Origin of the sequence: Pedobacter ginsengisoli (genome assembly GCF_002736205.1) — a bacterium.
GTDB lineage: Bacteria > Bacteroidota > Bacteroidia > Sphingobacteriales > Sphingobacteriaceae > Pedobacter > Pedobacter ginsengisoli_A.
In genome coordinates this window covers 886,300-899,226 of the sequence record NZ_CP024091.1, presented here as the reverse complement: position 1 = coordinate 899,226, position 12,927 = coordinate 886,300, and the positions used below count along the sequence as shown (strand labels likewise).

The following is a 12,927-nucleotide window of genomic DNA, read 5'->3' as shown; positions in this document are numbered from 1 at the left end:
TGTAAAATTTATCTTTTCTCGCGAAATCCGGTGGGCGTAATACCTGTCTGGCCTTTAAAAAAGTTTGAGAAATATGCATGATCTACAAATCCCAATTCAAAAGCGACTTCTTTAATTGAAAGGCTAGTGGCTTGAAGCAGCCTTTTGGCCTCAGTACATACCCTTTGCTGTATAAGTTGACCCGCAGATATTTTTAGGTTTTTTTTGCAAAGGATATTCAGGTAATTTGCAGAAATATTCAGTTTTTCGGCATAAAAGGCTACTAATTTCTGCTCCTTAAAAAATTCATCTATTAACATATTGAATTCTGCCAGCCTTGTATTTGATTGATAAACCTTAAATTCAGTAAATGTATTTTCTGCTTCCCTGCTTACTATAGCTGCTATAACAGCCGCACGGGCACTAATCAAATGCTTAAGTGAATTATCTCTTTTCAACTCATTTTTAATGGCATCAAATTCATAATATAACAAATCAAAAGCTTCATCTGTTAATTGTATAACCGGATGGTTTTGATAATTGGTAAACGAAAACCTGAAATACGGGGCAAACTGTTCAAAAAAAGCACTTTCTATCATAAGCTGATAGCCTACAGTACCAGCTTTAATATCCCATTTATGCATCTGCCCAGGAAACAATACATGTACCTGGTAGTTCCCAATCAGATAATCAACCGAGTCAATATTGTGTACCCCTTGAGCCAGGCCAAAGAGGTTAATGATAAAAAAATCGTGGGTATGGGGCTTTTCTATAATTCTTTGGCCATGAAGCTCATTAAATAAAATCTCTTCACGGCCAGCCAACTGCCCATCACGAAATCCCTGAATACTTATAACCGATATCGAATTATCTTCTTCGTATTTACGCATAATAACAGCTCTTTTGCCAGCTTGTGAAATTTATAAAAAAAACTGGATTAATCAGTCAACTCACCGATTAATCCAGCTAACTTATCATATTGCTCCTAGCTTTTGCAAATATTCCTGTTCCTGAATTAACAGGCTCTTGTCATCAATCAGGTAAGATTTCACATCCGAAATGCTCATTTCATCCAATAAGTCTACAAAATTCTTATAGGTTGAACTTTCTGTTGGTTTAATAATAACAATCATAAACTTGCTGGGATCATTGTTATACAACCTGGCTATTTCCTTTTTATTTTGGGCCAAAACAGTACTTATCTGCTTAAAACTAGCCCTTTGTGGAGTTGCTTTTTCCCTTTCCCCTTTATACCAAACGATGCCGTTATCTTTACCTAAAAGAACTGTTACTGTTCTGGAAGCGGGATAAGGTTGATCTGGTATCTCGGTAATAGGCTTAGCTACATCCATGGCTCCAAACTTAGATAAGGACGTAGTAAGCATAAAAAAGGTTATTAAAAGAAATGCGAGATCTACCATTGCGGTAAGGTCTACCGAAGGGAGTGTTCTTTGTGTTCTGTTTTTTCCTTTTAAGGCCTTGCCATTTTGAGGAATGCTTAAGGTTGCCATAGTTATATATTTTAATTATGATGGCAATAAGTTTCAATTTTCATAAGGAAATTGAAACTTATTCATAAATATTTTTTTGTACCCGTTTTGGGAGGTTCAGATCCTTCGGAACTGGCGCCTCCTTGGTTCGCTACATATTCGACTCTGGCCGAACGAGGGCCGTACAAGGTCCGAGTGAGCATGGTGCACAAGGCGACTATATTATAGGCCGAAAAATATTTTGTTCCCGTATCTGAGACCAAGCCAAATTCCATTTAATTTTTTTAATAATTAATTCTACAATTAAATATAAAAGAAATTTAGATACGCTTTTGCGTACCACGCGGTTTACAACAATTATTAACGGATTATGCGCAATAAGACATATTATGCACTTTTTATGATTTTAAAATGAAGTAGAACGGAAGCTTACTGCATTACTTCTGATGATGAGGTAAGCGCAAAATCTGCGTGTTGCCATGCTTTATTCAGATCTGTTTTTATTTTCCCTGCCTCATCGTTTTTATTTTGGTTTAGCAGAGCCTGGTATAAGCCTACAAGTGCCCAGCCATTCTTTTTCCAGGTCTGTAAATCCTGTAAATATATTTTTTCGGCCTCTTTGTACTTGCCTCCGCTTAGCAATACTGCCCCCAAATGGTGCCTAATAGAAAAGAACCAATCTGGTGGTTCGTTGTAATTGAGATTGTCTTCAATAATAATAGCCTCTTTAAGTGAGGTGATAGCGCGGTCTGTTTGTCTTTGCTTTACTGCAATGCCTGCCTGTAATACTTTAGAAGCAATTTGTACCAGATCTGCCATTGTATTGATATTCCAAACGGTTAAGTCTTTCAAAGTTGTGTCAGCAGCCAAAGCAGAGAGTGCCTTCATTTCTTTTTGGGCACGGGTTATGTCCTTTTTACCCAGATAGGCCATGCCCCTTGCGTAGTGCCAGATAGCCTGAGGATATACCAGGTCTTTAGGTGGAAGAGGCAAGGAAAGTATAGTATCCCATTTGGCTAGTTTCACCCCCACGTAGTACGGAATTGTATAATAATGCTGTAGCGTACCCCAACCAGGTTCTCGCATAATCTCTTTGGCTGTGTGTTTTTGAACCTCCAATGCAGCTTGCCATGCCAAGGCTGAATTTCCCTCTAAAGTGGCAGTAGCAGCCAGAAAATGATAGTTATGGGGATAATACGCCAGCGGATATGCACCCTGTGCATGGCAGGTTGTGGTATAAATACTGTCTGACTTTACAGCGTTGATGTTCGATAAAGAACCCAAGTGATAATCGCCCGTATTGATATAAATATGAGAAGGCATATGCACCAGATGACCAGAACCGGGAACAAGTGTATCAAGCAATCGGGCACTTGATAATGCTTTTTCAGGTTTAAGGGATGTTTCAATCGCGTGGATATAAAAGTGATGTGCTCCCGGATGACGAGGGTTAATTTTTATGAGGTGTTCCAATACGGCTACGAGTTCCGGTGTCCAGGGTTGAGGTATTTTTGTTTTCTTGTGATACAAATCCCATGGATGCAGATTCATTAATGATTCTGCATATAACGCTCCAATATCCGGATCAGATGGATACTGTTTGTATACTTTTTTCATCGCAGCAGCATAGGCAATATCAAGCGGTTTCCGATCGGCAGGTGGTTGTTTTGCATAGCGGGTAGTTATTGCTGCTATCAACGCTTTTTCTTTGGGTGTACATTTACCGGTAAATTGTTGCGCCTTAAGCACAGCATCGTAAGCCCGTTGAAAATTATCTTCTTCCATACCTGCATTATAATTTGGCCCCAACACATAGGCAAACCCCCAATAAGCCATTGCACATGTAGAATCTAACCTTATAGCTTCATAGAATGACCTTGCAGCTTCTGCATGATTAAACCCATAGGCTAACATCATTCCATGATTAAAATAGTCCTGTACTTTCTTGTTCTTTGTCGAAATTTTAAAATCAATTCCCCCAAGCCCTTTAAACATTGGAGCCTTACGACCAGAACTATACCATTCTTTATCATCAGTAGCAGGGCTATAGCAAACGGCCACCTGCGCTTTATTTGCAGACGATTCTTTTTGTTTTGACGAGTTATTGTTATTACATGATAAAAGAGAAAGAAAAACCAGAAGATGCAAGATAAGTTTCATAAGCAAAACAGGTTTTATTGAACAGAAACAGCTATTAAATATAAGAAAAAATGATAAATATATTTTGATTTAGATAAATCAAATAAGAAATTAGTAATTCAAGATACAATGATTATTAAACGTTTTTTTGCTGATGCTGATAGTTATACTGATTTTAAGCTTAATCTTTTTTGGAATAGGATTTATAGTTACTGAGAATAATGCTCAGTACATACTTTCTGGCTATAATACAATGGCTGAAGAAGATAGACAAAAATTCAACATTAAATTATACGTCCCTTATTTCAGAAACTTCCACATAGTTCTTGGAATTTCGATGCTCATTATCTCTCTGGTTCTTTTTTACTTTGTGAGTTCAGATTGGGCTGGTCTTTTTATAGTGGCCTACCCTATTGCTGCCTATATTTATTTTATTTGGAAAGGAAGTCAATTTCTAAAAGATGGCAACAAAAAGCAACAGATGGCATCATATGTTGTTATGGGAGTTCTTTTTATTATACTCCTATTCATCATTTTTATGTTCACTTATAGCTTAAAGGATAATAAAATTGAAATCAAAAATGAGACTTTAGAAATAAATGGAGATTATGGAACCAAAATAAACTTAGCTGATATAAAGTCAATTCACTTAATAAGTGAATTACCGAAGATTACCTCTAAAATAAATGGTTTCGCAGTTGAGACTACAAAAAAAGGTTCATTTAAAACAAAAGATGGCGAAAAGGTAACATTACTGATTAACTCAAAAAATAATTCTTACATATTAATTATTACTAAGGATAACAAAAAAATATACTACTCGTCTAAAGAAGAATCAAACCAGGAAATATATACCAGGCTTAGAAAACAACTGAACTTATCCAAGTTTAGAATGTAGATTGTTACTAGCATTGGCCACTCTATCTTCGTATAAGTGGAGTCTGGAAACTGCATACTACCGAAAGCTATTGCGCTTTTAAGGCTGCAAGCGCATCTCGAACTACCTGCTCTTTATTCTCTTTAAGAAGCAGGCCATCCTCTAATAACTGATTGAAAAAGATTGAAAATTTCCTCGCTCCTTTGCTATTTAAATGCCAGGGATCTCTAAACTCATCTAACTTAGCCGGATAATCATTAAAGTCAAGATAATCTAAATCTTTATTTTTTTCGCCAAGATATCCAATTAACGTTTCGCGGTTAAACTGTACCCCGTTAGTAAAATGAAGTGGACTTCTTATCAAATACACTTTTATATTGTTATCTCTGAATAAATCTAACAACCTTAATAACTGCTCTTTATGAAATGACGAAACATTTTTAAGGTGAAACTTTTGATTTACATAAATCTTTTTTGATGTACTGTCCATAATACTACTGCCATCAAAAAAATAACCACCATAAAATTTCCTAAGTGCCGTGCTATCCAAAACCGTTAAATTCTTTAATTGTCTTAAAAAGGCTCGGCCAAAACATATTGCAAGCAGGTCGCCAGGGTTTTTCTTCAACAAAACTTCATTATTGTAAGTTCGCATCGCGTACGAATATTTGATATAATTACTCTGCATCAGATCTTTCCCCCAAGTCCAGTTATCCCTTTTATGTCCTATATCTTCTATGTTATATTCTAAAAATACACCTTTAAGATTTTTGTTGGCTTTTATAAGTTGTTCTGCTTTAAGGTAGGTATAAAAATAGGATTCAGCAAAGCTCGAAAAGTTATAAGCACTACGAATTAAACTATCGTTAAAATCAAGAGAAGGCCTTGAATTGCCAATAATAATATAATTTTTATGTGGTGGCAGGGAATGGATCTCTTTATTTCTTTTTTGAATAAGAAATGTGGTAATATAGGTTGATCCAGCTAGTATAAATACTGTTGCCATAACAAAAATAAAGGTCTGAGAGAGAAATCTTTGCATAGTTTAAAACTGAAAATAAATGAATTCGTGTTGATTTCCACTGAAAAACAAGATCAGCCATACATTTACAAAATAGAAAGACCACCTGACAGGCCTGGCCCATTTAAATCCGAATTTCTGTAATGCATATTGATCTTCCCTGCCAAGCCATTCAATAATTATAAATGCTGCAATTAAAAATAATGTTACATAAGGTATTTCTGATGGTACTGTAAACAAAGATTTCGAAAACATTCTTAACAAATAATCAAAAGCAGCGCCCACGCTTGTTGATCTGAAGAATATCCACGCAATAACAGTAAGCCCAAAAGTAACACCTATTAAGCCAAGCTCCTTAATTGTTGGCAAAAGCCTTCCTTTTGCAACTACATCAAGATTTACCCTGTTGGTTTTTATTAAAACTGAGGGTAAAATATATAGTGCATTCAATAACCCCCATATAATAAATGTCCAGTTCGCACCATGCCAAAAACCACTTACAACAAATACAATAAGTATATTTCTTATCTTTTTCCATGTACTACCCCTGCTGCCACCTAAAGGGATATACAAATAATCTTTAAACCAGGAGGAAAGTGAAATATGCCATCTCCGCCAAAATTCGGCTATATCTCTGGAGAAATATGGAAAGGCAAAATTTCTGAGTAATTCTATCCCAAAAAGCCTGGCCGTACCCAAAGCAATATCAGAATATCCAGAGAAATCGCCATAGATTTGAAAGGCAAAGAGAACAGCTCCTAAAGCAAGGGTGCTTCCAGACTGTTCAGATGAATTGTTAAAAATCTGATTAACTACATCAGCACAACTATCAGCGATAACTATCTTTTTGAATAAACCCCACAAAATTTGCCTCAATCCATCTATTGCCCGGGTATAATTAAAAGTTCTTTCTTTAATGATTTGAGGCAAGAGGTGAGTTGCTCTTTCTATTGGGCCAGCAACCAGTAAAGGAAAGAAGCTTACAAAAACGGAATAATTGATAAAGTCGCGCTCTGATTTAATCCTGTTTTTGTAAATGTCTATTACATACGACAATCCGTGAAAAGTATAAAAAGAAATACCAACGGGAAGGATTATTTTTAAAGTCCATAAATCCACTTTAAAACCAAAGCCTCCTATCATTTCGGCAAAAGATCCTGCAAAAAAATTAAAGTATTTAAATACACCCAGAAAACCTACATTAATTCCTATGCTTAGCCACAACCAAAACGTTTTTGCTCTATTAGTTCTTGCTTCTTCAATTTTGATTCCACTAAAAAAATCCAATAATGTTGAGAAGATCAGTAGAAACAGGAACCGATAATCCCAACAAGCATAAAAAAAATAGCTTGATACCAATAGTAATATGTTCTGAAATCTTAAGTTTCCCTTTGTAACAAACCAATATAAAAAGAAAACAATGGGCAGGAAAATCGCGAAAGTGAAAGAATTAAATAACATAAGCCTCTTGATATACCCTAAGTTAATAACAGTAACAAATTTCAGCACTACACATTTTCGATGCAAAACACCCATTTATTGTGGCAAAGTGAGCAATTTTTCACATTAAGTGTGTAATGTGTGTATTACTTGTGAGAATTTTAACCAGCCTTTGGTAGTGGATTTTGATTTTCGTAAAGGTTATAAATAGTATATAGTAAGATACTACAAGATTTCCAAACTCTGGCACATTGTTGGTTATGCTTGTGTATTAGTTGTATAAGTTAATCTCTATAATTATCAATAATCTATGCCACAAAATAATTATCCCGTACCTGAAAACGAAATGGACAGGCTAGTTCATTTAGCTGAACTTGATATTGATTATAGCAGCATCTCTGAAAACTTTAAAGACCTAACACAGCTAGCAGCCAAAGTTGCAGACACGGAAATCTCGCTGATAAACCTCATCGATTCCTATACGCAGTGGACTGTAGGAAAACATGGAATTGACCTGAACCAGATGACAAGAGAGGAATCTGTTTGCCAGCATACTATAATGAGCGATGAGCAGTTTGAAGTGGCTGACCTTTCCAGAGATGAGAGGTTTAATAAAAATTATTACGTAGATGATCCTTTTTCTCTTCGATATTATTTTGGGGTGCCCCTTAAGAATCAGCAGGGTTTAAATATAGGTGCACTATGTGTTCTTGACACCAAGCTTAAAACACTAAACCCTGAAAAAATTGAGTTGCTGAAGATCATTGCAGCTGAAATAGTCAACAGATTGAAGACATATAAGGCTATGGATGTATTAAGGAATCAGATTAAACAGGCTAATGAATCTAAGAAAAAGGTTGCTCACGATATAAGGGGGCCTCTTGCAGGTATAATTGGTTTATCCGAAATAATCTCTGAACAAGGTAAAAGTGCTGATATTGATGAGGTAATGGATTTTATTAACCTGATCCATAGTGGTAGTAAGTCAATTCTGGATCTTGCGGATGAAATTCTAAGCGACGAGAATGAGACAAAGGACAGTAATAGTCAGGAGTTTAATCTCAGCAGCTTTCGAGATAAGTTAAAACAACTCTACAATCCGCAGGCTATCTCTAAACAAATACAGTTGCAAATCAATATCAATCAAACTACTCAGGATATACTTTTTTCTAAAAACAAGCTTTTACAAATCGCAGGTAACCTGATCTCCAATGCAATAAAATTTACACCAAATAAAGGGAGTATAGTAATAGAGCTTGACCTGATCGTAAAATCAGATCAAAACATTTTAAGCATTTCGGTTTCTGATACCGGAGTAGGTATTACTAAAGGTGAAATAGTCCAAATCCTTGATGGGAATAGCCATACAACTAATGGAACAGATGGAGAAAAAGGATATGGATTTGGTCTTTCTCTGGTAAAACACCTGATAGAAAAACTTAGAGGGCAATTGGAAATTGACTCTCAGATTGGCCTGGGAACTACTTTTAAAGTTGCACTCCCTATGAGTAATTTATAATTTTATTATCTTTAGGCATCATCCTAAAGTAATGAATCATGCGCTTAAAGTTCCATTTACCGTTTATATTTCTATTTTTTTCTTTCCAGTTCTTACAAGCCCAGGATTCTGACGAATTGTTTACTAAGGCTCGCAGTGCCGCTTTTGATAAAAAGGATTATCCTACTGCAATTTCGCTAAGCAAGCAGGCTTTGGTAAAAAGCCCGGATTATGCAGATATCAGGATATTTCTTGGCAGGCTATATACCTGGACAAAACAGCCCGATAGTGCCCGACAAGCTTTTAATCAAGTTTTAAATAAACAGCCCGATAATGCCGATGCTTCACTGGCATTTGCCAGTCTGGAATTTTGGGAGGATAATTCTGAAAAGGCACTTGAATATGTGAACTCGGGGCTAAAATACCATAGTGATGCCAAGGATTTATTACTCTTAAAGGCAAAAATTTTAAATGATTTAAAAAGATGGCCTGAAGCGAACATAGAGCTGAATAAAGTTATAAAGGCTGATCCAAACATGACTGAAGCAAGAAACCTCGCCGCAAGGGTAAGAGAAAACTCTTCGAAAAACAAAGTTGGAGTAAACTACGACTTCATCTATTTCGACAAACAATTTAATGATCCCTGGCATCTGGTAAGTGTAGATTATAGTCGTCAGACCAGTTTAGGTTCTATAATTGGACGTGTTAATTATGCCAACCGTTTCAAGACCAATGGTCTTCAATTTGAAGTTGATGCTTACCCCCGCATTTCAAGCATTTTTCAGGCATACATTAGTGGGGGATATTCCAATAATGTTGGTGTATTTCCGCACTATAGAGCAGGATTTTCACTCTATGCAAATTTACCTGCCAGTTTTGAAGCAGAAGCCGGATTCAGGTATCTTACTTTTGGTGAATCTACCTGGATTTATACCGCATCAATTGGTAAATATTACAAGAGCTTCTGGTTTAATTTCCGAACTTTTATTACCCCATCAAATAATCAGATTTCCCAATCTTTTGCCTTAACAACGCGCTATTATTATGGAGGTGCCGACGATTATTTCAGTTTACGATTGGGTACGGGTCTTTCTCCTGATGATCCGCAAAACAATGTATTGATTGGTAGCACAAATTATAAGCTCAGATCAAACAACATCACCTTGGGTTATAGAAAAGCGTTTAAATCTCTGAACATTCTTATTGTTAATTTGGGACTTGACAATCAGGAATATAAATTAGATACAAGAGGTACTCAGGTTGATCTGGGAATAGGATACATCAGACGCTTCTAGCAATGTTAAAAAGGAGAAAAATACTGATCATATTGGCTGTTATTGTTGCCATTCCGTTATTCATGTGGCTAACTTGGCTCTGCACTCCTAAAACGAAAATGGTAGCAGCAATAATTGACAAAACAGTTCTGACAAACCAAGGCCAGGAACATATTTCGTTAACGTGGATACTTAACCATCAAAAATTTACCAAAACGAGCACTAAACCTTATCAAATTGCAAATGACTATTTCGGTTTTTTTCCACTCGGTAATGAGACCTTTAGGCTAAAAGGGCTTGAGCGATTTAGCCCTGATCAATTAAAACAGCTAAGTGAAGATGCAGACATGGTTTATTTTACGGATACCTATGGCATTTACAAAAATGAATGGTATACTCAAACGAACAATACTGAACGATCTGGCATGATTTACGGAGGTATGAGTACACAGGACATTGAACTGCTGAAGTTGATGAAATCAAAAGGTAAACTAATTATTACTGAATTCAATAGCATTGGTAGTCCTACTCATTTAGATACACGTCGCAAATTCGAAGACCTATTTGCTATGCGCTGGACTGGTTGGACCGGACGTTTTTTTGAGAACCTAGATAGTGCGAAGAATAAAGAATTGCCAAGATGGTTAATCCGCAATTATAAAAGAGACAACAACAACAAGTGGCCATTTACAAAAGCCGGAATTGCTTTTGTAAACGACAAAGATCAGGTAATTATTCTCCAGGACAGTACTGAATTGAAAAGCCCCATGCCTCATATTACCAGTAGTGCTTATGGGCAGGAAAATTTTGAACTTCCTGCAAAAATTAAGTATGCATTTTGGTTTGATGTGATCCAACCAGATCTTAAAACCAATACCCAGGTGGCAAGCTTTACCATTGATGTAAATACAACTGGTCATAAACTATTAGCGGCTCATAACCTACCTAGCATTTTTCCGGCTGTGATTATGCACAAGGCAAAAGATTACCGGTTTTACTACTTTTCTGGTGATTTTTGCGACAACCCCATCTCTATGGGAACCTCCTATTTTAAGGGTATTGATTTGTTTAAGTGGATGTTTTATGACACAAGCGATCCAATGGAACGCACTAGTTTTTTCTGGAATTTTTATAAACCTATGGTCACCAAAATTCTAAAAGAAGAAAAAAAACTCAAAAAAAGCCGTTAATTGGATGGCTGTGTATATTTTCTCAAAACAGAATCTGGCAAAATACCTGCGCCATTTCCAATACTTGCATTTCGTCGTTTAAAATTATCAAATTCATTCTTAAGTTTATTATACATTGAACGATCCTCTACAGGTTCTTCTTGCATATCCGGAGTCATCTTGTAAAGTGAGGTTCCGTTGAGATGATACTCACCCATAATGAAATCGATAATATCTGTTTTAGTCTGGATAAGGGGATACTGATGAATGTTTCGAAAGTTTCTAGCAGTATCCAGACCCTCTCCCATCCAACTCGCCTGATTAGGCACCTTAAGCTTGTGAGAGTTCTTAAGAAAGCTAAGTATACTTGGTGCAATATCAAAATGCGTAGAAATTGAAGCAAATTGGGTATTACGCTTTAGTAATGGCGAATATATGATCAGTGGGACATGATACCTGTCAATTTTGCTACTCATTGGAATTTCAGGCATTCTGTGATCTCCGGTAATAACAAAAATCGTATTCGCAAAATCTTTACGCTTTTTATATGAGTTTATGAACCCTCGCAGTGCATCATCAGTATACAAAATTGAAGAATACTGCAACTTATAATTTCTGTAAATTTCTTTTTTGGATTCATCGAAACCTAACTCATCCATACGTTGCTCAAACTTTTTAATGTATTTATCCTGATCATTGATCAGAAATGGATTATGACTTGATACCGTAAGAATAATGTTAAGCTCTGGAGATTTTGATTCTTTTTCAGCTCTGTTTGCGAGATAATGTCTAAACAGTTCCTTGTCATTATAGCCCCAGCTAAATCCATTTGATGTGGGAAGTTTTACATACCCTTGGGGAAATGATTTAATATCATTTATTTCATCAACATGATTCCTTTTTAAAAATAGTGACATGTTATCGAAAGCCGCATCGCCCCCATAATAAAAGGACGTAGTATACCCGTTAAATTTAAGCAAACTATATAACGAGGCATGCGGTGGCATTTGATTTCCAAGTTCAAGAAAACCATTTTTTGAGAAAGGCAGTGATCCCACTAAAGATGGCAACACAGCAAAGGTACGGCCACCTTCACTTAAAAAGTTCTTCCAGTATAAGCTTTTGCCCGACAATGAATCCAGAAAGGGAGTGAAATTACCAAGGTAGCCTCCCTCGTTAGTAAAAGCCCTGCCAAGCCCTTCTACCAAGACTATAACAATATTTGGTTTGGTTTCAGAGTGATTAAAAAATGGGGTCAGTACATCCTGATCATCTATTTCCCGGAAGAAAGGATATTCAGAACCACCAATATATTTAAAAGATGTGGTTGTAGTTTTGGTATCACCGTAGTCTCCGATGTATGCGTCTGAATAAATATCTTCTTCCTCATCCGGGGGATAAAAATGAGTGTAGGAGCTTTCAAAGAAATAATCAGTTTTATTGAGCATCAGGTTGTTCGCAAAATCCGATCGAAATGGTTTGCCATGTATTTGCTGTAAAGCTCCACTAACTAAAAAGAACAAGGATAAAGCAGGGAGCATTATCCCAAGCCATAAAGGAACCTTTATTTTACCAGGCAAGAATTTCAAACCAGCGAGAACTAATGCAATAAGCAGTATGAAACTTGCTACAAGCTGAAAACTTATACCTCCTGATGCGCCAACAGTTTGCTTAATATCTGCTATTGAGTATCCATAAAGATCTGCACCTAAGGGCACTAATGAGGTATTAAAGTATTGAACCAACCCAATCTGAATGATAATTACGATAAGGATAAAAATTTTGAGTAATATTTTTGATAACCTTGGATAAATCAGTGCAAGCATTGTGAAAACGAGGTATTCAAAAAAAAGCCATTTAAACCAAAATACCACATCTGCCACTACCGCCCAGAAAAGAAACACAGACAATCCTTGTGGGAATTCATGGCTAAAGCCATTTAACAAAACCTCAAAAATCCGTATGAAGACAAGGGCAGCAAGCCAAACCAGAGTAATCTGGATAAAAACAAGTGTGGCTGATTTAAGGCGATTTATCATT

The 12,927-nt window shown here is 36.3% G+C and carries 10 protein-coding genes; 4 read left to right on the top strand and 6 right to left on the bottom strand.

Annotation, left to right across the window (positions count from 1 at the left end; all coding sequences use genetic code 11):
* Positions 1-8: 8 nt before the first annotated feature.
* The 3 genes from CPT03_RS03825 to CPT03_RS03815 all read right to left on the bottom strand — a co-directional run bounded on the left by CPT03_RS03825 (position 9) and on the right by CPT03_RS03815 (position 3,629).
* Positions 9-869 carry an AraC family transcriptional regulator gene (locus tag CPT03_RS03825; RefSeq protein WP_099437602.1) on the bottom strand — a complete coding sequence of 287 codons (861 nt, stop codon included), beginning with the start codon at positions 867-869 and terminating at the stop codon, positions 9-11.
* 84 nt (positions 870-953) lie between these two features.
* On the bottom strand, positions 954-1,490 hold the full coding sequence (locus CPT03_RS03820; protein ID WP_099437601.1) for an ExbD/TolR family protein: 537 nt from the start codon (positions 1,488-1,490) through the stop codon (positions 954-956).
* A gap of 408 nt (positions 1,491-1,898) precedes the next feature.
* On the bottom strand, positions 1,899-3,629 hold the full coding sequence (locus CPT03_RS03815) for a tetratricopeptide repeat protein (RefSeq protein ID WP_099437600.1): 1,731 nt from the start codon (positions 3,627-3,629) through the stop codon (positions 1,899-1,901).
* Between the two features lie 133 nt (positions 3,630-3,762).
* On the opposite strand from CPT03_RS03815, the gene CPT03_RS03810 reads away from it, so the two are divergent.
* A complete protein-coding gene (locus CPT03_RS03810) occupies positions 3,763-4,506 on the top strand; it encodes a DUF3784 domain-containing protein (protein WP_099437599.1) in 744 nt (247 codons plus the stop codon).
* Positions 4,507-4,573: 67 nt separating this feature from the next.
* On the opposite strand, the gene CPT03_RS03805 is transcribed toward CPT03_RS03810, so the two are convergent.
* Together CPT03_RS03805 and CPT03_RS03800 are read right to left on the bottom strand one after the other, a co-directional pair.
* On the bottom strand, positions 4,574-5,527 hold the full coding sequence (locus CPT03_RS03805) for a hypothetical protein (protein ID WP_099437598.1): 954 nt from the start codon (positions 5,525-5,527) through the stop codon (positions 4,574-4,576).
* 3 nt (positions 5,528-5,530) lie between these two features.
* Positions 5,531-6,793, bottom strand: a complete 1,263-nt coding sequence (locus tag CPT03_RS03800) for an MBOAT family O-acyltransferase (protein ID WP_245869967.1) — start codon at positions 6,791-6,793, stop codon at positions 5,531-5,533.
* 463 nt (positions 6,794-7,256) lie between these two features.
* Between CPT03_RS03800 and CPT03_RS03795 the strand changes: the two genes are divergently transcribed.
* The 3 genes from CPT03_RS03795 to CPT03_RS03785 all read left to right on the top strand — a co-directional run bounded on the left by CPT03_RS03795 (position 7,257) and on the right by CPT03_RS03785 (position 10,908).
* On the top strand, positions 7,257-8,465 hold the full coding sequence (locus tag CPT03_RS03795; protein ID WP_099437597.1) for a GAF domain-containing sensor histidine kinase: 1,209 nt from the start codon (positions 7,257-7,259) through the stop codon (positions 8,463-8,465).
* Positions 8,466-8,503: 38 nt separating this feature from the next.
* Positions 8,504-9,739, top strand: coding sequence for a YaiO family outer membrane beta-barrel protein (locus tag CPT03_RS03790; RefSeq protein WP_099437596.1), 1,236 nt, complete (start codon positions 8,504-8,506; stop codon positions 9,737-9,739).
* Between the two features lie 98 nt (positions 9,740-9,837).
* Positions 9,838-10,908 carry a hypothetical protein gene (locus CPT03_RS03785; RefSeq protein WP_216641602.1) on the top strand — a complete coding sequence of 357 codons (1,071 nt, stop codon included), beginning with the start codon at positions 9,838-9,840 and terminating at the stop codon, positions 10,906-10,908.
* On the opposite strand, the gene CPT03_RS03780 is transcribed toward CPT03_RS03785, so the two are convergent.
* The gene (locus CPT03_RS03780) at positions 10,905-12,926 is read right to left on the bottom strand and encodes an LTA synthase family protein (protein WP_099437594.1); all 2,022 of its coding nucleotides are present in this window, start codon (positions 12,924-12,926) and stop codon (positions 10,905-10,907) included. The two genes, CPT03_RS03785 and CPT03_RS03780, sit on opposite strands and share 4 nt — an antisense overlap.
* Between the last annotated feature and the right edge of the window lies 1 nt (position 12,927).